Origin of the sequence: Hydrogenophaga palleronii (assembly GCF_031457455.1) — a bacterium.
GTDB lineage: Bacteria > Pseudomonadota > Gammaproteobacteria > Burkholderiales > Burkholderiaceae_C > Hydrogenophaga > Hydrogenophaga palleronii_A.
Map to the genome: position 1 here is coordinate 85,620 of NZ_JAVDWU010000010.1, position 20,379 is coordinate 105,998.

Genomic DNA, 20,379 nt, shown 5'->3' on the forward strand with positions numbered 1-20,379 from the left:
CCCCTCGGGGGGCAGCGACCCGCGCAGCGGCGGAGCGTGGGGGCCTCCGAGACTGCCGCCGGGCCGCCCCAAGGCAGGCTCAGCCCCGTCGGGAGGCAGCGACCCGCGCAGCGGTGGAGCGTGGGGGCCTCCGAGACTGCCGCCGGGCCGCCCCGAGGCAGGCTCAGCCCCCTCGGGGGGCAGCGACCCGCGCAGCGGCGGAGCGTGGGGGCAAGTGCCTGCGTCACAATGGCGCCATGCTGACAAAACAAGACGTCGAAGCGGCCGCGCAGCGGCTCAAAGGCCAGATCCTGGATACGCCATTCGTGGAATCGCGCACGATCTCGCAGATCGTCGGGTGCCAGGTGTTCCTGAAGTTCGAGAACCTCCAGTACACCGCGTCGTTCAAGGAGCGTGGTGCGTGCAACAAGCTGGCGCAACTCAGCGCCGAAGAGCGTGCGCGGGGCGTCATCGCCATGAGCGCGGGCAACCATGCACAGGGCGTGGCCTATCACGCGCAGCGCCTGGGTCTGCGCGCCGTGATCGTGATGCCGCGCTTCACGCCGGGCGTCAAGGTTGAGCGCACGCGGGGCTTTGGCGCCGAGGTGGTGCTGCACGGCGACACGCTGGAGGCCGCCAAGGCGCATGCCCGCGAACTGGCCGAGCGCGAAGGTCTGGTGTTCGTGCACCCTTACGACGACGAAGCGATTGCAGCCGGTCAAGGCACCGTGGCGCTGGAGATGCTGCGTGTGCAGCCCGATCTGGACACGCTGGTGGTCGCCATCGGCGGTGGCGGCCTGATCGCCGGCATGGCCACCGCAGCGAAGGCGATCCGGCCCGGCATCGAGGTCGTAGGGGTGCAGGCCGAGCGGTTTCCGGCCATGTACAACGCCATCAAGGGCACGCACCTGCCCCAGGGCGCCAGCAGCATTGCCGAGGGCATCGCCGTGGGCACGCCGGGCGCCATCACCCAGGCCATCATCCGAGACAAGGTGGACGACCTGCTGCTGGTCGACGAGGGCGACATCGAACAGGCGATCGTGATGCTGCTGGAAATCGAGAAGACGCTGGTCGAGGGCGCGGGCGCTGCCGGTCTCGCGGCGCTCATCAAGCACCCGGAGCGCTTCGTGGGCAAACGTGTCGGTCTGGTGCTGTGCGGCGGCAACATCGACCCGATGCTGCTGGCCTCCATCATCGAACGCGGCATGGTGCGCGCTGGGCGCCTCGCCCGCATACTGGTCAACGCACGCGATGTGCCGGGTAACCTCGCTCGCATCACGGCCACCGTCGCCGAGGCCGGCGCCAACATCGACGAGGTGCACCACCAGCGCGCCTTCACCCTGCTGGCAGCGCAAAACGTGACCATCGAACTGGTGCTTCAGACACGCGGGCGCGAACACATTGGGCAGGTGATCGAGGCGCTGCGTACCGCGGGCTTCGAAGCGCAGGTGGGCTAAAGAGACGGCCCACCCCGCGCCGCGCCGCGCGCGTCACCCCCTCAAGGGGGGCCATGCCAGTGGCCCGGCAAAGCCGGTCCCACGGTATCCCTGGTCTGGGACATTCGCATCGGGGGTTCAACCTGTCCGCAGCGTTTGACTGCGTTGGTTTGGACGGCGCACGCTCTGTTGTCAATCTGCATCGATCGCGCGACATCCTCCTGTTTCATCAATCTTCCAGCCGCGATCGGCGGCGAACATGCCGCTTCATCGGTTGACGGACGGCGTCTCGGTCTGCATGATGCACCGCATCATTCATCAACTCAGGAGAAGGACGTGAACATGAACGCCATGTGGGATTCGCTTCAAAACACACTGGGCAGTCACATTCCCCAACTGCTTGGCGCGCTGGCTATCCTGGTGATCGGCTGGTTGATTGCCGTGGGCGTGCGGGCAGCGACGCGCAAAAGCCTGGGTTTCGTGGGTGTGAACCACCGTTTTGGCAAGCTCACGGGCGCGGCGGTGGACATCGAAGGCGCTGTGGCGATGGGCCTTTTCTGGGTGGTGATCCTGCTGGCGCTGGCGGCCGTCTTCAATTCCTTGAACCTGGCACAGGTGTCCGGGCCGTTCGCTGCGTTGACCACGCAGCTCTTTGAATATGCACCCCGGCTGATCGGTGGCCTGATCCTGGCGCTGGTGGGCTGGCTGGTGGCCAGTGTGGTTCGAGGCGTGACGCAGCGTTTGCTCGACAAGACCACCCTGGACGAAAAGCTCTCCGAGCACGCCGACATGTCGCCCATGAGCGAAAACCTGGCCGGCGCGCTGTTCTGGCTGGTGATCCTTCTGTTCGTCCCAGCGGTGCTGGGCGCGTTGGACATGCAAGGCCTGCTGGACCCGCTGCGGGCCATGGTGACCAAGACGCTGGACATGCTGCCCAACGCCGTGGCGGCCTTCATCATCGGTGGCGTCGGCTGGATCGTGGCCACGGTGCTGCGCAACCTCACCGCGAACCTGTCCCGCACCGCTGGCATCGACCAGCTCGGCGGCAAGGCGGGGCTGACCGAATCGGTCAAGCTCTCCAGCGTGGTGGGCACGCTGGTGTTCGTGCTGGTCTTCATCCCATCCTTGATTGCCGCTCTCGATGCACTGAAGATCGAAGCCATCTCGCTGCCGGCCACCCGCATGCTCGCCATTCTGCTGGGGGCGGTGCCTCACATTATTGCGGCCGCACTGATCCTGATCATCACCTGGATGGTGGCATCGTTTGCCGCCCGGCTGTTGGCCAGTCTGCTAGCAGCGCTGGGATTTGACACGCTGCCGCAACGCGTGGGCATGGCCCATGCCTTCGAGACCACCAGCGCCTCCAGCTTCGTCGGCCGCGTGGCGCTGTTTTTTGCCATGTTGTTCGCCACCGTCGAGGCAGCGGAGCAGCTCGGCTTCACCCAGGTCAGCGGCATCGTTGCCAACTTCATCGAGTTTGGTGGCCATGTTCTTCTGGGCTCGGCCATCCTGGTGATTGGCTTCTGGCTCGCCAATGTGGCCTACGATGCGATCGACCGCGCGAGCGGCGCCAGCACCCAGGGTCTGGCCCGCATCGCGCGATTCGCCATTCTGGCGCTGGTGATTGCCATGGGTCTGCGTGCCATGGGCATTGCCGACGACATCGTGAACCTGGCCTTTGGCCTCACGCTGGGTGCGGTGGCGGTGGCGGTGGCGCTGTCCTTCGGGCTGGGTGGGCGTGAAGCCGCCGGCAAACTGATGGACCACTGGCTTTCCAAGCTGCGACGCGACAATTGAATGAAACACCCCCGCGCCGCTTCGCGTGCCTTGCAGGCCGCAGCATCGCCAGAGTCGATGCTTCTTCGGGCAGTCCAAGCCTGCGCAGGCAGGCTCGGAGCCGCGGCCCTCAGCCCCCTCAAGGGGGGCGGCACTGGCCGTCCGGCAAAGCCGGCCCGGCGGTGCCCCGGGATGGCACCGTTCCATGCGTCGTGGGTCGCGCGCTGCGCGTTGGAGCAACTAGCCAACGATTTCCAACTCGCATCATCCAGACCATGAGCACCCCGCACTCCAACGTCACCCTCGAAACGCTGCAACAAGCCCTGACCGACTGGTTCGCACCCTGGGTGCAATCGCTCGGCTTGCAGGTGGTGTCCTTCGGCGATGGCGAAGCGACCCTGCGCCTGCCGCACAGCGATCAGCTCAGCCGGATCGGGGGCATGGTGTGTGGCCAGGCCCTCATGTCGGCGGCCGACACAGCCATGGTGCTGGCCATCGTCACACGACTGGGCAATCAACGGCCCATGACCACGGTTCAAATCAACACCAGCTTCCTGAAGCCGCTGTCGGGCCAGAACGCGCTGGTGACTGCCCGTTTGATCCGCGCGGGGCGCAGTCTGGCTTTCGGCGAGATCGACATCTGCAGCGAGACGGATGGTCAGAGCGTCTGTCGGGCCAGCACAACCTACGCGCTGCTCTGAGGCAGGCAAGACCGCGCATCTCCCGTAAAATCGCTCGAGTTTTGTCAACCGACCCGGAGAGACCATGTCCAAGCCCGACCACGCGACCCCCCACGACCAGACCCAGGACGTGGTGGAATCCATCGTTCCCCTGATGCCGATCGTGTTGCCAGTGGCTGGCGGCGTGCTGATGTTTCTGCTGGCATTCATCGCTATTTACATGGCCTGATCTCCCCCTTAGGAGAAAAGCCGGAGGCCCGTCAGGGGCCCTCGGCTTTTTTTTGCGCCTCAGGTGCTCGCGATCACTGTTATAGGCATTACGTTATGCGGGTTTTGCATGTAACTTGCCGGTAACTGACCAAGCGCTTTCATAAAATCGACCCAACTGGCCGACACGCGGATCAAAACCCGGGACCACCAACCCGCTTTTTGCCATCCTGCTGCACCGCAAACCGCACCGCAGCCCCAAGCGCCGACCGTCCTTTTTCGCACAAGGGACTCCATTGCAGCCGTCTCGGGCCTCCAGAGGTCGAAGACGGCTGCTGGCGTCGTTCGTGCACACCGGTTTTCAAACTCTGGAGCTTCCCCGATGAACTCACCCGTGATGCAGGGCCTCGATCTCAACACCCCCGCCTTTGTGAAAAACGCGCGCCTGATCGCCTGGGTGGCCGACATGGCCGCCCTGTGCCAACCAGACCGCATCCACTGGTGCGACGGCAGCCAGGCCGAATACGACGCGCTTTGTCAGCAGTTGGTGGACGCCGGAACCTTCCGCAAGCTCAACGACGCCAAACGACCCAACAGCTTCCTGGCCTGCTCGGACCCCTCCGACGTGGCACGCGTGGAGGACCGCACCTTCATCTGCTCTGAAAAGCAGGAAGACGCCGGCCCGACCAACAACTGGATGGCCCCGGCAGAGATGCGCGCCACCCTGCAGCCGCTGTTCGAAGGGTGCATGCGGGGGCGCACCATGTATGTGGTGCCCTTCAGCATGGGCCCGCTGGGCTCGCACATCGCCCACATTGGCGTGGAGCTGACCGACAGCGCCTACGTGGCGGTGAACCAGAAGCTGATGACCCGCATGGGTAAGGCGGTGTACGACGTGCTCGGCACCGATGGCGAGTTCGTTCCCTGCATGCACACCGTGGGCGCGCCCCTGGCTGAAGGCGAAACCGACAAGACCTCGTGGCCCTGCAATCCCACCACCAAGTACATCGTTCACTACCCTGAAACGCGCGAAATCTGGAGCTACGGTTCCGGCTACGGCGGCAACGCACTGCTGGGCAAAAAATGCCTGGCCCTGCGCATTGCGTCCACCATGGGCCGCAAGCAGGGCTGGCTGGCCGAGCACATGCTCATCCTGGGCGTGACCAACCCGCAAGGCAAGAAGTACCACGTGGCCGCGGCCTTCCCCAGCGCCTGCGGCAAGACCAACTTCTCGATGCTGGTGCCACCTGCCGCCTTTGAAGGCTGGAAGGTCACCACCATTGGCGACGACATCGCCTGGATCAAGCCCCACGACGACGGCAAGCTGTACGCCATCAACCCCGAGGCTGGCTATTTTGGCGTGGCGCCCGGCACCAACACCCTGTCCAACCCCAACTGCATGGCCAGTCTGGACCGCGACGTGATCTTCACCAACGTGGCGCTCACCGACGACGGCGACGTGTGGTGGGAAGGCATGGAGCAGGACACGGGCAAGGTGCCCGCGCACCTGATCGACTGGCAGGGCAAGGACTGGACACCCGAGATCGGCAAGCAGACCGGCGCCAAGGCCGCCCACCCCAACGCCCGCTTCACGGTGGCCGCCACCAACAACCCGGCTCTCGACAGCGCCTGGGACGATCCGGCCGGCGTGCCCATCGACGCGTTCATCTTCGGTGGCCGCCGCTCCACCACCGTACCCCTGGTGACCGAGGCCCGCACCTGGAAAGAAGGCGTTTACATGGCCGCCACCATGGGCTCGGAGACCACGGCCGCTGCCTTCGGCGCGCAAGGTGTGGTGCGTCGCGACCCGTTCGCCATGCTGCCCTTCTGCGGCTACAACATGAGCGACTATTTCCAGCACTGGCTGGACATGGAGCAGACATTGGTCGCGAAGGGCGCGGCACTGCCGAAGATCTTCTGCGTCAACTGGTTCCGCAAGAACGAGGCAGGCAAGTTCGTCTGGCCAGGTTTTGGCGAGAACATGCGCGTGCTCAAGTGGATGATCGACCGCCTGGAGGGTCAGACCAATGGCCAGGAGACCATGTTCGGTGTCGCTCCGGCCTACAGCGAGTTGAACTGGAAGGGTCTGGACTTCACGCCCGAGCAGTTCAACACGGTGACACACATCGACAAGAGCGCCTGGCTGGACGAATTCAAGCTGCACGACGCCCTGTTCGAACAGTTGGCCTACCGCCTGCCGGCCGATTTGTTGGCCACCCGCGCGGATCTGGAAAAGCGGCTCGGCGCCTGAAGTTCTTTGGGGTCAAGGTCACCACTGTGCCACTGTGCAATTCCGCGACGTCTGACCTTCCTTCAGAACATCCTGGCAAAACACGCCGACAAAAAAAGCCACCGGGACCCGGTGGCTTTTTTTTCTGGCGCTTGAACAGGCGTCTGAGCGCGTTCAGATGTAGTAGAGATGCATGTTGCGACTGCGCTGCTCACTCAGGCGCTCGATGAACCCGCTCCATGCGCTGCCGCGCACGGTGGTCGGTGCGGCCACGTCATTGCTCATGCCCAGGGGTGCCAAGGCATCGCTGAAGTCGCTGCCGGAAGTGGCGCTGGCGGCCGACTCGTCGGCTTCGGCGCGGTCACGCATCAGCGCTTGCTGCAGTTCCTGCATCAGGCGGGGATCGCTTTGGGCAATGTTCCACAGGCGGGCATCGGCGCGGGCCCGGGCAATGGTCTGCGACCAGCCGTCCAGCGAGCGCACGGTGCGCTGAGCGATCGTGCGAGCGGTGCTGGCAAACAAGGCCATGCCCGCAAAGACCACCACCCAGAGGGCCACCCAAGCGAGGAAGAGGTGACCGTCGGCCCAGGTGTTGATGAGGCGATCGGCCAACACCACCATGGCGGCGACCACGGCGGCCAGCAGCATCACGGCCAGGCTCCTTGCGCTTTCGGTCTGGGTGGCACTGGGTGTGGTGGCGCCAGCGGCGTTGACAGACGGCGTGGCGCGCAGTGGGCGGAGGGTCAGGGCGGGGTTCGGTGCAATGGTGCTCATGGCGGTTCCTTCAAACAAATGTCTTTTGGACAGCGCAATACTAGGGTTAACCCTAGATTTTTTCCAATTTATCTTTGTGATGACTTACATTCACAAGGGTGATTAATGAACGCAGTTTCCGTACGCTCGACCTGAACCTGCTCCGGGTGTTCGACGAGGTCATGGCCGAGCGCAACCTCACACGGGCAGCCCACAACCTGTCGATGACGCAGCCAGCCGTCAGCAACGCCTTGCGCCGGTTGCGTGACGCGCTGGGAGACGATCTGGTCAGGCGCGCCGGCTACGGTGTTGAGCCCACCCCGACGGCGCTCACCCTGTGGCCCACGGTGCGGGATGCCCTGCACCAACTGCGTGCCTCGCTGGCGCCGGGGGAATTCGATCCTCGAGCCGCGTCCAATGCCTTTGTGCTGGCCATGGCCGACGCCACCGCCGCCAAGATCGTGCCCGGTCTTGTGGACATTCTGGAAGACGAAGCGCCCGGCGTAAGCCTGCGGGTGTTGCCACTGACCACCCGCGACCCCCGGGAGCTGCTGGAGTCCGGCACCGCCGACCTGGCCATTGGCCACTTTCCGGGCGTGCTTGCCGAACTCGGGGCCCTGCATCTGCAGGAGGGCACCCCGCGCTTCGTGCATCAGCGCCTGTACGACGGGGAGTACGTTGTGGTGATGCGGCGCGGGCACCCGTTGGCCAGCGGACCACTGACCCTGGACGCCTACTGTGCGGCGCGCCACCTGCTGGTGAGCTTTTCCGGTCGGCCGTTCGGTTTTGTGGACGAGGCGCTGGCCGGCTTGTCGAGAAAGCGCCGCGTGGTGCTCACCGTCAACCAGTTTTTCACGGCAGGGCGTGTGGTGGCCAACACCGACTTGCTCACGGTCTTGCCGCGCCACTTTGTGGGTGCGACGGGGATGGAGCACGAACTGGCGCTGCGCGAACTGCCGTTGCCGGTTCCGCCCGTGCATGTTGACAGTCTCTGGCACCGGCAGGCCGAGCACCAGAGTGCACACCGGTGGCTGCGGCAGGCGGTGGAGGTGGCGTCGGCGCGCGGGTTTGACCTTGCGTCGGCCCTTGCCGAACGCCCTGCCACACAATGAGCGCATGAAACTGCAACTGCTGAGCGACCTCCACCTGGAGGCCAACCCCGACTTCCAGGCCGAGCCCGCCGCCGGCGCCGACCTGCTGGTGCTGGCAGGCGACGTCGGCTCTTACCAGACCCGACACGACGGCAGCGTCATGGACGAGCCGGACTGGGGTTTGCAGCGCTTTTCGCCCCTGCCCCAGTATGCGGGCTGGCCGGTACCGGTGCTGTACGTGCCGGGCAATCACGAGTACGACGCGCTCGACGTGGACGAGGCACACATCCAGCTGCGGCAGACCTGTGACCGGCTGGGCATCACCTGGCTGGAGCGGGAGTCACTGGAAATCGGGGGTGTGCGCTGGATCGGGACCACCCTCTGGAGCGACTTCGACGCCCTGGGCGACCCGGCCTTGCAACAGACTGTGGGTGAAGCGAAAACCAAGGGCAAGGCCAGGCGCAGCGCCACAGACCCTTTCACCCACCGTCTGCAGCAGAGGGAAAAGGCTTTCCGGGCGGCCAATTTTTACCTGTCCAAGGTGGGCAGCCAGCGCAGCGGTCGCCTGTTCGACGCCGAAGCCGTGCGTGCCCTGGGGCTGGAATGCCAGGACTGGCTGCATGCCGCCCTGCAGCGCCCTTTTGATGGGCCTACCGTGGTGGTGACGCACTTTGCACCCACCTTGGACAGTGCGGATCCCCGGTATGGATTGCGCCCAGGCACAGCGGGGTTCTGCAACGGGCTGGACGACTGGCTGCCGCTGGCCGATCTCTGGTTGCATGGCCATCTGCACTGCCCACAAGACCTGCAGGTGGGGCGCTGTCGCATCGTGGCCAACCCGCTGGGCTATGCCGACAAGGACGAGCAGGTCGGGTTCCAGGCGCAGCAGCTCATCGAGGTGCCGGGCACCACGCCCACCCACGCTGACATTGCGCCAGCGCAAGGTCCAGAAACGCCAGCGCCATACACTGGCATCCATTCCCCCTGACCAGGAGACACACCATGAAGATCTTGCTTGCGGTAGACGGCAGTGGCTTTACCAAGAAGATGCTGGCCTACCTGGCCACCCATGACGAATGGCTGGGCGCGGCGCATGCCTACACGGTGATCACCGTGCAGACACCGTTGCCGCCCAGAGCCCGCGCCGCCGTGGGAGCCGAGATCGCCAATGGTTTCTATGCCGACGAAGCCGAGAAAGTCTCTGCGCCGGTGCTCAAGTTCCTCAAGCGCCACGGGATCGATGCCCAGGTGGTCCACAAGGTCGGCTCTCCTGGCGAGTTGATCGCCAAAATGGCTCAGGCTGGCAAGTTCGATCTGGTGATGATGGGCTCCCACGGCCACAGCGCCTTTGGCAACTTGGTCATGGGCTCGGTGGCCACCAAGGTGCTGGCCCAGTGCAAGGTGCCGGTGTTGATCGTCAGATAGGCTCCCCCCTGCGCCGCTTTGCGGCTTCCCCCCGGAGGGGGGACGGCACATGGCGGCCTGGCAAAGCCAGTTCCGCTGTGCCCTTGGACGGGCGTGTCGAAGTTCGAAAATTCAAGCGCGCCGGAAAACATCCACACCAGCAGGTACGCCAGCGCCGTAGGGGTTACCTTGCCTTCAAGCCATCAAAACACGTGGACAGCACCATCTCGATGATCTGTTCGTTGCTGTACTGGCCTGAGCCTTTCAGGAAACCCAGCACCGGGTCGCAGGCCCTGGCGTAGAGGGTGTAGAGCACCGCGATCGGCGGCAGGTCCGGATTGATGCTGCCCTCGCTCTGAGCGGCCGTGATCCAGGCACCCAGTCTGTCGCTCACATCCATCAGCCCATCCACATAAGCCTTGTTGGTGGTGAGCGCGGCACGCAGGCTGGAGTTTTCGCTGGGCAGCGAAGGCATTTCTCCGGCCAGTTGCACTTCCATGGTCCAGCGCGCCACTTCGCGCAGCAGCTGCAGCGGCGGGCGGTTCTTGTCCAGGCCGTCCAGAAACGCCTGCGCGCGCTGCATCACACGCACCATGGCCGCCGCTGCCAGGTCTTCCTTGCTGGGAAAGTGCTTGTAAAGACTGGCCTTGGCAATGCCGACCTCGGCCGCCACCTCGTCCACGGTCATGGATTCAAAGCCCTTCTCGGCGAGCAGGCGATTCACCGCAGAAACGATGGCGTCTTCACGCGCCAGATGCATTTGCTGGCGGAAGCTGCGTTTGGGCGCGGGTTCGGTGGGGGGCTTGAGGGCGGTGCTGACCATAGAGACCTTTTTTCAGGTGTCGCATTGTGCACGAGTTCAACGAACAGGTCGATATCCCCACTGAAAAGTATCCATATAGACTGATTGGTCACTTTTCATATCTTTGAGGATATATTTCAACTCAAGAGGGTGTCTGAGCTTGCCAAGCCCCGCTTCAACCCAGCTGCCCTGAATTTCCCCTGTTCCTCCAACCCGTCTCAAAGGACTTCCCATGAAAAAGACCCTTATTGCTTCCCTGATGGCATTCGGCGCCCTGTCTGCTGCACACGCCAAGGACATCGTCGACACCGCCATTGCCGCCGGTTCGTTCAAGACGCTGGTGACCGCCGTCCAGGCGGCTGGCCTGGTGGACACGCTCAAGGGCCCGGGTCCGTTCACCGTGTTTGCCCCCACCGACGAAGCCTTCGCCAAGATCCCCAAGGCCGCCCTGGACGCGCTGCTGGCCGACAAGGCCAAGCTGACCGCGGTGCTGACCTACCACGTGGTGCCAGGCAAGGTGATGGCCGCAGACGTGAAGGCCGGCAAGGTCAAGACCGTTCAGGGCGCTGAGCTGACCGTGAGCACGATGGGTGGCGTCAAGGTGGATGCGGCCAACGTGGTGGCCACCGACGTGGCCGCCAGCAACGGCGTGATCCACGTCATTGACACGGTGGTGATGCCCAAATAAGGCGCCCCCGCCCAGCGATCAAGCCCCGCCTGGTGCGGGGCTTTTTCATGCTGGCTGGCGCAGGCTCTGGGCGGCCGCGGTTCGCAGCGCTGCGCTCAGTTCATCGAGCACGTCGGAATGCAGGTTCCAGCAGTGCCAGTGCAGGGCCACGCCCAAGGCACGCTTGGGCGCCACGTTGACGAGCTCCCCGCTTTCAATCAGCCCGCGCACGGCCAGCTCGGGCAACACGCTCACGCCCCACCCCGCCCTGACCGCGCGGATCTGCCCTTCGGACGAGGGCACGAACAGCTGCTTGAGCACAACGCGGGCCAGGCCGAAAGCCCGGGTGACAAACTCGTGCTGCAGATGGTCCTTGCGGTTGAAGGCCACAAAAGGAAACCGGTGGAAGTTGTGGGCGCTCAGACCCTTGGGAAGGTACTCGGCCGCGAACTCGGCGTTGGCCACGGCCACGTAGTCCATGGTGCCCAGCGCATCCATGCGACAACCGCGCAGCGCCTGGGCCAGCGTGGTCACACAACCCAGCACCTGGCCTTCGCGCAACCACTCGTGTGTGACCTCCTGGTCGTCGGTGATGATCTCGATCGGCAGGCCCGCCACCGCCAGACGATCGAGCGCGGGCAAGGCCCAGGTGGCGATGCTGTCGGCGTTGATCGCCACGGAAATGCGCTCTTCTTCACGCCCCCGCCCGGTGGAACTGGGCGCAAGCTCTTTCAGGTCTTTTTCCAGGTCGGCCCGCAGCAGCCGCATCATCTTGGCGTGCTTGAGCATGAGCTGCCCGGCCGGCGTGGGCTTGAGCGGGCGGCTGCGCACGATCAGCACCGTGCCGACCTGCGCCTCCAGCGCCCTCAGGCGCTGCGAGACCGCCGACTGGGTGATGGACAGTCGCTGGGCGGCGCGTTCGAAACCGCCCTCCTCGATGATGGCGGCCAGACATTCGAGGGCATCGGGATCGTAGGTGCTCATGGACGTTTCAGCGAGAGTGGTCAGTTGGGCGGGACCCGCCGCTGCATGCCACACAGGTGAGCTGCATGGCACCGCGATGAGCGTCCCACCAAACATTAGTGATTCTGATGCCGGGAATTTTAGTTTAATTTCACTTCACTTGCGACGCGCTTTTTCCCATACTCCAGTGAACTTTTCCCCATTTCTTTCAGGAGCGTGTCATGCAGGTCGTCGTTCTGGGCGCGGGCATCATTGGAATCAGCACCGCGTGGCACTTGCTGCAAAAGGGCCATCAGGTCACCGTGGTCGACCGCCAGCCCGATGCAGCGCTGGAAACCAGCTTCGCCAACGCAGCACAGATCTCGGTGAGTTACTGCGAACCATGGGCGAACCGCGAAGCGCCCCTGAAGGCACTGAAATGGATGTTCTCTGCCACTTCGCCGCTGCTGTTCCGGCCACAGATTGACCCGGCCCAGTGGCGCTGGGGCTTGCAATTCTTGGGCCAGTGCAACGACGCGGCCTTCGAGCGCAACGTGGCGCAACTGGTGGCGCTGGGTTCGTACAGCCACGAGGCGCTGAAGGCCATCGTGGCCGAGACCGGCATGCAATACAACCGGCTCGAACGCGGCATTGCCCACTACTACACCGACCAGAAATCGTTCGACGGCGCAGCCGGTGCGGCGGCCGTGATGCAGAAGTTTGGCGTGAAGCGACGGGTGATCAACCGCGATGAACTGCTGAAGATCGAGCCGGCACTGAATGCGTTTGCCGAGCGCATCGTCGGTGGCACCTACACACCCTCGGACGAATCCGGCGATGCGCGTGTCTTCACCCAGCAGCTGGCCGCCCTGTGCGCCGAGCGCGGTGCGCAATTGCTCTATGGCCACGACATCGAACGCATCGACGTGGCCGGTGGCGCGGCGCAGCAGGTGAGCGTGCGCGACCGGGCCAGCGGCATGGTCCGTGTGCTCAAGGCCGATGCCTATGTGGTGGCCTGCGGCTCTTACACGGCACCGCTGCTCCGCCAGGTGGGCGTGCATGTGCCGATCTATCCCGGCAAGGGCTACAGCGCCACCTTGCCACTGCTCAAGCCCGAGCTCGCGCCGCAGGTCAGCATGATCGACGACCAGCTCAAGATCGCCATGTCGCGCCTGGGCAACCAGCTGCGGGTGGCGGGCACGATCGAGCTGGGCGGCTTCGATCTGTCGCTAGACACCCCGCTGGCGAAGAAGCGCTGCGAAATGCTGGTGCGCCGAATTGAAGAGGTGTTCCCCGGCGTGGCCGATACCCGCACCCCTGAAGAAGGCGGCAACCCCGAATTCTGGACCGGCCTGCGACCGGCCACACCCACCAACATTCCCCTGATCGGGCGCACGAAGGTGGGCAGGCTGTGGGTCAATGCCGGCCACGGCACCCTGGGCTGGACCCACGGCGCCGGATCGGGCAAGGCTCTGGCCGAGCTCATCTGTGGCGAACAGCCCGCCATGAACTTCCGTTTCCATGGCATGGACACACCCGTTCGAACACGCCTTTCAGCACCCGGGGCGCTGAACACCGACACCCCCGCCCGCCAGGCTTGATTCTCCCCATCAAGGCCGGTCATCGCCACCCGCGATGACCGGCCTTTTTGCAACCGCAGCACCAAGACTGCGGACAGCGGCGCACCAGACGCCACCATTCCATTCATTCAAGGAGACAATATGAAAAGCCTTTCAGTCGACGGGCGCCGCTGGGCGCCGCTGCTCGCAGCCCCTGCATGGCTGGCCCACGCCAGTGCCCAGGCCCAGGCAGTCGCCCCCACGATGGACGAGCGCATCAGCTCGGCCATTCAGCCCTATTCCGACGCCGTGGCGGGCGCCATCTTCTATTCGGTCCCGGTCGCCGGCACCCATTTCCCGCTGATCGTGGGCTGGCTCATTCTGGCGGCGCTGATCTTCACCTTCTATTTCCGCTTCATCCAGGTGCGTGGCTTCATGCACGCGATCCAGGTGGTGCGCGGCCGCTACTCGAGCCCGAAGATGCAGGGCGAGGTCACGCCCTTCCAGGCGCTCACCACGGCCGTCTCGGGCACGGTGGGGCTGGGCAACATTGCCGGCGTGGCGGTGGCGGTGGGCATTGGCGGCGCCGGTGCCACGTTCTGGATGATCCTGGCCGGCCTGCTGGGCATGGCTTCCAAATTCACCGAGGTCACGCTGGGCGTGAAATACCGCGACGTGAAGATGCCCGACGGCATCGTGGCCGGCGGCCCCATGCGCTACCTCTCCAAGGGCATGGCCGAACTGGGCCGTCCGGTCTTGGGCAAGGTGCTGGCGGTGTTTTTTGCCGTGTGCTGCGTGGGTGGCGCCATTGGCGGGGGCAACATGTTCCAGTCCAACCAGAGCTTCCAGCAGGTGGTGAGCGTGACCGGCGGTGCCAACAGCTTTCTCGCGGGACAGGGCTGGATCTTCGGCCTGATCATGGCGGTGCTGGTGGGCATGGTGATCATCGGCGGCATCCGCTCGATCGCCAAGGTGACGGAAAAGGTGGTGCCGTTCATGGCCCTGCTGTACCTGACGGCCGGCATGATCGTGCTGATCGTCAATGCCGACAAGATCCTCTGGGCCTTCGGGCAGATCTTCAGTGGCGCGTTCTCGGCCGAAGGTGTGGCCGGTGGTGTGGTGGGGGCGCTGATCCAGGGCTTCAAGCGCGCGGCCTTTTCCAATGAGGCCGGCATCGGCTCGGCGGCCATCGCGCACTCGGCGGTGTGCACCGACCAGCCGGTGTCACAAGGCTTCGCCGCGCTGCTGGAGCCCTTCATCGACACGGTGGTGATCTGCACCATGACGGCGCTGGTGATCGTGGTGAGCGGCCATGTGGACGTGGGTGGTGTCACGGCGCTGGCCGGCGAGGCCAGTGGCGTGGGGCTGACTTCCATGGCCTTCGGCAGCGCCATTTCATGGTTCCCGTATGTGCTGGCGCTGGCGGTGGTGCTGTTCGCCTTCTCGACCATGATCACCTGGTCGTACTACGGACTGCAGGCCTGGACCTACCTGCTGGGCGACAGTCTGCTGTCCGAACTGGCGTTCAAGCTGATGTTTCTGGCATTCGTCGTGATCGGTGCCAGCATGGGACTGGGCCCGGTGATCGACTTCTCCGACTCGATGATTTTCGCGATGTCACTGGCCAACATCGTGGGCCTTTATTTCCTGATGCCCGTCGTGAAGCGCGAGCTGAACATCTACTGGGCTGGCATCCAGTCGGGCTCCATCCCGTCACTCGCCGGCGCCGCCGCCCGCTGACGCGGCCTGCCCGCCAGATTCAAAGCCCGCTGCTGCGGGCTTTTTTTTGATGCCTTCAAGTGGGCTTTCGGAGCTTCACCGGCAACACCTGTGCTTCGGGTGGCTCTGGCGATTCAGGCCGGATGCGTTCGCTCATCCAGCGCAGCATGTCGAGCCACATCTGCCGCATCTCGGATTCAAGCGGCGTGCGAAACGCGCTGGGCAGTTCGATGGTGACCACCGGCATGCCCTTGTGCACGCCGCCGTAGTTGCCCAGGCTGCCCGGGAAGATGCCGACCTGATCGAGGTAGAGCCGCCCGAGCTTGGGCGGTGGCGTGCCCGGACCATCGAAGTCGAGCACGCCGTAGGGCGCGTGAATGCTGACGATGAGGTGGGGCTGGAAGCGCGCCATCTCGTCGTGCAAAAAACGTGACTCCGGCTCGGACAGCGGCGACGGCCCGGGCCAGCGGCGCGGGTCCTTGCGCGTGCGCTGCTCCCAATAAACCTTGGCGTCGCGCGCCCAGTTGGGCGTGGGGAAGTTGCGGTTCAGGTCCACGCCATTGGCGTTCATGCGCCGCGCAGGCTGGCGCAGCAGACCGTCCGGATTGAGCGCGGGAAGAAACCGCCAGTGGGCATTGGCGGGCGTCTCCATCGCTCGCTGAATCCAGTGCAGCGCCACCGAGGCCGACGACAGTTCATCCCCATGCATGGCGCCCACCACTAGCACACGGATCTGAGCATCCGGCGCGATCACATCGCGGTGGTACAAGGTGCGCCCCTGCACCGACCGCCCGACCGTGGGGCGCAGCTCAGCGGCCTGGCACAGGGACATGTGCACATTCGGCAAACGGGACACCCAATCGGCGCACGGGCTGCTGGTGGCAATGTCGGCCAATGGATGACCGGGGCCGCGCACCGGGCTATCGGCTTCAGCCCACGCCGGTGCCAAAACGAATAACGCCAGCAAGCCCGACGAGACGCAGCGAAGTGGAATGCGGAGCCAGCGCGTTTCAAGCATGCGCCGATTCTATGGACTCGCGTTGAGCGGATGGACTTGTTCGCTCCGTTCTGGCCGAAGGGTGGGGGATGGCTTCGACAGGCTCAGTCCGAACGGATGGGTGAGCGCGCCATCAGAGGATGAACGCACAAGTGCTTGGAGTCCCGCGCGCAGCGCAGACCTGCGGCGCATCCGGAGCGAAATGCCACATCCAGAAACACCGCGGAACCGGCTTTGCCGGGCCGCTGGTGTTGCCCTTTTGAGGGGGTGACGCGCCGAAGGCGCGGCGCAGGGGGTGGGCTTACTCCTCCCCTGGCTCGTAAAGCGTCTCCCGCCCCATGCGGTCCACGACGAGTTCCGCCGTCCACGGCAGCATGAGTGCGCCGCAGCGGCTGTCGCGGTACAGGCGCTCCAGGGGCAGGTGTTTCATCATGCTCTGACCACCGCAGGTGCGGATGGCCAGGCGGGCGATGTCGTTGGCGCCTTCCATCACGCTGTGGTGGGCTGCGTAGAGGCGCAGCTTCTGGTCCTTCGAAGGATTGGGCTGGGCTTCGGTGATGGCGCGGGTGAACAGGCTCTTCATGGCTTCGAGCTGAATGCGCATCTGCGCCACAGCGATCTGCTTGGTCGGGTACTGGCGGCGCTGCACCGGCGGCTCGCCCTCGACCTCGCCGCGTAGGTACTTCACGGTGAAGTCGTAGGCGGCGTTGGCCAGGCCCAGGTAGGTGGGCGCGAGCGTGAAGAACATGGCGGGCCAGGTCTGTGCCCCCTTGAAGTAGATGCCGCGCGGCATGAGCTGTTCGGCGTCGGTGACGAACACGTCCTTGAAGCTGAGGTTGCGACTGACCGTGCCGCGCATGCCCATGGGGTCCCAGTCGCCGCTGATGCTCAGGCCTGCGCTGCTGGCGGGCACGCTGATGTAGAGCGTGTCGCGCGCGTCGGGGTGGTCGTCGCCTTTGTCTTCGGTGCACAGGATGCCGTAGTAGTCGGCCGCGCCGGAGAGGCTGGCCCAGATTTTCCGGCCGTTGATGAGCCAGCCACCATCGACCTTCTTCGCGCTGGTGCCGAAGGGTGCGCGTCCAGCGGCAGCGGCCGTGCCTTCGCTGAACGGCTGGGCGTACAACGCGCCGTCGTTCACGATTCGGCCGAAGTGCAGCTCGCGCCGTGCGGCGTGTTCCGCGCGCTGCTCGTCGGTCATGGGTATGCCGTCGGCCAGTACGCCGGTCCACATGGTGCTGCAGATATGCATGTTCCAGGTGAGCGCGGTGGCGCCGCAGAAGCGGCCGATCTCTGCGGCCACCATCATGTAGGTGGGGTAGTCGGCGCCCAGGCCGCCATGAGCCGTGGGCACACAGAGTTTGAGGAAGCCGGCTTCGCGCAGGTCGTCGTAGTTGGCAAAGGGGAAGCTGGCCTCGCGGTCCCATTGCGCCGCGCGCGCAGCGAACTTGTCGCGGCCCAGGCGGTGGGCGGCGGTGAGCAGTTCGCGCTGCAACGGGGTGAAGGGCATGTCGCCAACAGCCGGCGTGAAATCCAGCGTGGGTGTGGTGGTGGGCAGGGGCATGTTCATGGGGTCTCTTTCTTGAGCAAAGCTTGTGGTCAATGCGCGTCCGCCAAAGGGGGCGGCGCGGGTTCGTTCAGGAAGTCGAGCAGCAGGGCGTCGAAGGCGTCGGGGGCCTCCAGGTTCATCAGATGCCCCACGCCATTGAGCTGTTCGTAGCGCGAGCGGGGAATCGCATCGGCCATCTGACGCATCACGGCGGGGGCCGCCACACGGTCGAATTCACCGCCAATGAGCAGCGTGGGCACGCGGATGTCGGCCAGGGCACGTTGGCGGTCGAAGGTGACCAGGCACTCCAGCGCGCGCCGGTAGGTGGCTGCGGGCACGCTGGCCATGCAGTGTTCGGCCAGGCGCGCACCTTCGGGCAGCGAACCCGGCCCCACCATTTGTGGCACCAGCTGGCTCGCCATGTCGGCCATGGTTTTGCCCGCGTCCAGGGGCGCGGTGCGCTGGCCAATAAACTGGCGCGCCCAGGTGTCCGCCGAGCGGCCGTCCGTGCGTTTGCCGAAGGCGGCCGAGGTGCCAGCCAGCACGAGGCGGCTGACCTTGTCCGGCCGGCGCGCCACCACTTCCTGCGCCACCATGCCGCCCATGCTGTGGCCCACCAGGGTCACATCGCTGCATTGCAGCGCGTCGATGAGGTCGATACAGCTCTGCGCCAGGCCTTTGAAGGTGTAGGGCTCGATGGGAGCGCTTCGGCCATAGCCGGGCATGTCCCAGGCGACGGCGCGGTAGCCGGCCGCAGCCAGCGTTTCCACCTGCGGCGCAAACGCCAGGTGGCCGCCGCCGATGCCATGCAGCATGAGCACGGTGGGGCCATCACCCAGAACCGTGAAGGTGGGCAGACTGTTCATTCGGAAACCTCCGCGCGGCGCGCGGCGGTGCGTACGCCTTCGGGCGGCCGGGCGGCGTTCATTCGACCACCCGACCCGTATCGATCACGACGGTGTCGTCGAGTGTGACGGTGCAACCTCGCATCGGGAAATCGAAGTGACCGCGCGTGTGGCGGCCTGCAACTTCATTGGCCCCGGTGCTGTAGAGGAAATTGCCGGCGAAAGCGCGCAGTTCGGTGCCGTTGAAGTCGCGTTTGTCGTACAGGGCCATGCTGTCCCAGCGTGCGTGCTCGTTCAAACCGTAGCCGACATGGCTCACTGCATAGGCCTCTGATTCATTCCACGCAGCGTAGTGACTTCGCAGCAGTTCTGCATCGACACCGCTGCCTTCGATGCGCGTAATGCTGTCGTTCTCGATGGTCAGCGCAATGGGTCGTTCGATGTAGCGTTTGAAAGTGAGGTTCACGTCGCCCTCGGCCAGCACCAGCGTGCCGTTGACCGTGCCCTGCGCGGGAAAGGCGAGCACCAGGCCGCCCGGCCAGTGGGTGAGCGTGCCGGGGCGTGTGGTGCTGCCCCAGTTGCCACCCACGGTGGCGCCCTGCAGGCTCACGGCGAGGTTGGTCCCCGCGGCGGACGTTACATGCATGCGGGCGGCGCCGCGCAGGCGTTTCACGTGCGCCTTGACGCGGGTCTCGGTGGCGTCGTCGGGCAGCAGGCGCACCAGGGCTTCGGGGTGTTCGTTGCTGATGTAGACGATGCGCGGCTGGGTCTGCCCATTGCCCTGCAGGATGGCGGGCAGTTCGGGCGCGTGCATCAGGCCTTCGACGGTGCAGTCCAGCACCAGGGTGCAGCCGGAGAGCGCCGCGATGACCGGCGCCAGGCCTTGGATGGCCGGACTGGCGCCGGTGGAACGGGCCACAGGCTCGGCGGTGGAGAACACGGAAGGCAGGCTGATCGTGAAAACCTGCACGCCAAAGCGGGCGGCGGCCAGCCGGGCGAGCTCCATCAGGATGGGGCGGCTCTGTGTTTCACCGAGAATGGCAACCGTGTCCCCAGTTTGTAGGGCGCAGCGGCGCAGGACCTCTTCGAAGGCGGTGATCCAGGCCGGTTCGGGCCGCTCTTGCAGCATACTGTCTCCTCTTCACGTGGCCGTCGACCAACAGGGACATTGGTGCGGAAGTTGCCATTATTCATGAATTTTCATATAAATTCCACGCATGTCCCCAGCCCGTCAAGCCGGCCATCAGGCACGGCCCCCTGACTTCTCCACGCTCGAGTTCCGCGCGTCGCTGGGCATGTTCGCCACGGGCGTGACCATCGTGACCGCGCGCACCGGCGCGGGCGAGCTCGTGGGGCTGACCGCCAACTCCTTCAACTCGGTCTCGCTGGATCCTCCGCTGGTGTTGTGGAGCCTGGCGCGTGCGGCGGGGTCGATGGCGGCTTTTTCCAATGGGCGGCACTACGCCATCAACGTGCTGGCGGCCGACCAGCAACTGTTGGCCGAGCGTTTCGCCTCCCGGGTGCCGGACCGCTGGGCAGGCGTGAATTTCACGGAAGGCGTCAATGGTGCCCCGCTGCTGGCCGGCGCCGTGGCCAGCTTCGAGTGCTTCAACCGCAGCCAGTACGCCGAGGGTGACCACGTGATCTTTGTGGGTGAGGTGGAGCGTTGCGGCCATCGTCCTGGAGCGGCACCCCTGCTGTATCACGGTGGCCGGTTCTACGCCGAGCATCCGCTGCTGTAACTTG

General features: G+C 65.1%; 19 protein-coding genes. 12 read left to right on the forward strand and 7 right to left on the reverse strand.

Annotation, left to right across the window (positions count from 1 at the left end):
- Positions 1-236: 236 nt before the first annotated feature.
- The 5 genes from J2W49_RS20400 to J2W49_RS20420 all read left to right on the forward strand — a co-directional run bounded on the left by J2W49_RS20400 (position 237) and on the right by J2W49_RS20420 (position 6,329).
- Positions 237-1,436 (forward strand): threonine ammonia-lyase, encoded by a 1,200-nt coding sequence (locus tag J2W49_RS20400; RefSeq protein ID WP_310320579.1) that lies wholly within the window; start codon positions 237-239, stop codon positions 1,434-1,436.
- Between the two features lie 315 nt (positions 1,437-1,751).
- On the forward strand, positions 1,752-3,212 hold the full coding sequence (locus J2W49_RS20405) for a mechanosensitive ion channel (protein WP_310320582.1): 1,461 nt from the start codon (positions 1,752-1,754) through the stop codon (positions 3,210-3,212).
- Positions 3,213-3,466: 254 nt separating this feature from the next.
- Positions 3,467-3,892, forward strand: a complete 426-nt coding sequence (locus J2W49_RS20410) for a PaaI family thioesterase (protein WP_310320584.1) — start codon at positions 3,467-3,469, stop codon at positions 3,890-3,892.
- A gap of 64 nt (positions 3,893-3,956) precedes the next feature.
- On the forward strand, positions 3,957-4,100 hold the full coding sequence (locus J2W49_RS20415) for a hypothetical protein (protein WP_310320586.1): 144 nt from the start codon (positions 3,957-3,959) through the stop codon (positions 4,098-4,100).
- 360 nt (positions 4,101-4,460) lie between these two features.
- Positions 4,461-6,329: a phosphoenolpyruvate carboxykinase (GTP) gene (locus tag J2W49_RS20420; RefSeq protein WP_310320588.1), complete on the forward strand. Its 1,869-nt coding sequence runs from the start codon at positions 4,461-4,463 to the stop codon at positions 6,327-6,329.
- A 153-nt stretch (positions 6,330-6,482) separates the two neighbouring features.
- Here the strand turns inward: J2W49_RS20420 and J2W49_RS20425 are convergent, their stop codons facing one another.
- Positions 6,483-7,082, reverse strand: coding sequence for a hypothetical protein (locus J2W49_RS20425; protein WP_310320590.1), 600 nt, complete (start codon positions 7,080-7,082; stop codon positions 6,483-6,485).
- Positions 7,083-7,183: 101 nt separating this feature from the next.
- On the opposite strand from J2W49_RS20425, the gene J2W49_RS20430 reads away from it, so the two are divergent.
- The 3 genes from J2W49_RS20430 to J2W49_RS20440 are packed head-to-tail and all read left to right on the forward strand — an operon-like array spanning position 7,184 to position 9,577.
- The gene (locus tag J2W49_RS20430) at positions 7,184-8,173 is read left to right on the forward strand and encodes a LysR family transcriptional regulator (RefSeq protein ID WP_310320874.1); all 990 of its coding nucleotides are present in this window, start codon (positions 7,184-7,186) and stop codon (positions 8,171-8,173) included.
- Between the two features lie 4 nt (positions 8,174-8,177).
- A complete protein-coding gene (locus tag J2W49_RS20435; RefSeq protein WP_310320591.1) occupies positions 8,178-9,140 on the forward strand; it encodes a metallophosphoesterase in 963 nt (320 codons plus the stop codon).
- 14 nt (positions 9,141-9,154) lie between these two features.
- Positions 9,155-9,577, forward strand: coding sequence for a universal stress protein (locus J2W49_RS20440; protein ID WP_310320594.1), 423 nt, complete (start codon positions 9,155-9,157; stop codon positions 9,575-9,577).
- 163 nt (positions 9,578-9,740) lie between these two features.
- On the opposite strand, the gene J2W49_RS20445 is transcribed toward J2W49_RS20440, so the two are convergent.
- Complete coding sequence (locus J2W49_RS20445; protein WP_310320596.1) at positions 9,741-10,379, reverse strand: TetR/AcrR family transcriptional regulator; 639 nt, start codon at positions 10,377-10,379, stop codon at positions 9,741-9,743.
- Positions 10,380-10,590: 211 nt separating this feature from the next.
- On the opposite strand from J2W49_RS20445, the gene J2W49_RS20450 reads away from it, so the two are divergent.
- A complete protein-coding gene (locus tag J2W49_RS20450; RefSeq protein WP_310320598.1) occupies positions 10,591-11,046 on the forward strand; it encodes a fasciclin domain-containing protein in 456 nt (151 codons plus the stop codon).
- A 45-nt stretch (positions 11,047-11,091) separates the two neighbouring features.
- Here J2W49_RS20450 and J2W49_RS20455 read toward each other — a convergent pair whose 3' ends face one another.
- The gene (locus J2W49_RS20455; protein WP_310320600.1) at positions 11,092-12,009 is read right to left on the reverse strand and encodes a LysR family transcriptional regulator ArgP; all 918 of its coding nucleotides are present in this window, start codon (positions 12,007-12,009) and stop codon (positions 11,092-11,094) included.
- A 200-nt stretch (positions 12,010-12,209) separates the two neighbouring features.
- Here J2W49_RS20455 and J2W49_RS20460 point away from each other — a divergent pair, with 200 nt between their 5' ends.
- Both J2W49_RS20460 and J2W49_RS20465 read left to right on the forward strand, forming a co-directional pair.
- The gene (locus tag J2W49_RS20460; RefSeq protein WP_310320603.1) at positions 12,210-13,568 is read left to right on the forward strand and encodes a D-amino acid dehydrogenase; all 1,359 of its coding nucleotides are present in this window, start codon (positions 12,210-12,212) and stop codon (positions 13,566-13,568) included.
- A gap of 120 nt (positions 13,569-13,688) precedes the next feature.
- Positions 13,689-15,266, forward strand: a complete 1,578-nt coding sequence (locus tag J2W49_RS20465) for an alanine/glycine:cation symporter family protein (protein WP_310320605.1) — start codon at positions 13,689-13,691, stop codon at positions 15,264-15,266.
- A 55-nt stretch (positions 15,267-15,321) separates the two neighbouring features.
- Here the strand turns inward: J2W49_RS20465 and J2W49_RS20470 are convergent, their stop codons facing one another.
- From J2W49_RS20470 to J2W49_RS20485, 4 genes are all read right to left on the reverse strand, one after another.
- The gene (locus J2W49_RS20470; protein WP_310320606.1) at positions 15,322-16,077 is read right to left on the reverse strand and encodes a M14 family zinc carboxypeptidase; all 756 of its coding nucleotides are present in this window, start codon (positions 16,075-16,077) and stop codon (positions 15,322-15,324) included.
- 466 nt (positions 16,078-16,543) lie between these two features.
- On the reverse strand, positions 16,544-17,803 hold the full coding sequence (locus tag J2W49_RS20475; RefSeq protein WP_405001062.1) for an acyl-CoA dehydrogenase family protein: 1,260 nt from the start codon (positions 17,801-17,803) through the stop codon (positions 16,544-16,546).
- A 35-nt stretch (positions 17,804-17,838) separates the two neighbouring features.
- The gene (locus J2W49_RS20480) at positions 17,839-18,654 is read right to left on the reverse strand and encodes an alpha/beta fold hydrolase (RefSeq protein ID WP_310320610.1); all 816 of its coding nucleotides are present in this window, start codon (positions 18,652-18,654) and stop codon (positions 17,839-17,841) included.
- Between the two features lie 58 nt (positions 18,655-18,712).
- Positions 18,713-19,762 carry a 2,5-dihydroxypyridine 5,6-dioxygenase NicX family protein gene (locus J2W49_RS20485; protein ID WP_310320611.1) on the reverse strand — a complete coding sequence of 350 codons (1,050 nt, stop codon included), beginning with the start codon at positions 19,760-19,762 and terminating at the stop codon, positions 18,713-18,715.
- Positions 19,763-19,850: 88 nt separating this feature from the next.
- Between J2W49_RS20485 and J2W49_RS20490 the strand changes: the two genes are divergently transcribed.
- Positions 19,851-20,375 carry a flavin reductase family protein gene (locus J2W49_RS20490; protein WP_310320612.1) on the forward strand — a complete coding sequence of 175 codons (525 nt, stop codon included), beginning with the start codon at positions 19,851-19,853 and terminating at the stop codon, positions 20,373-20,375.
- Positions 20,376-20,379 lie beyond the last annotated feature (4 nt).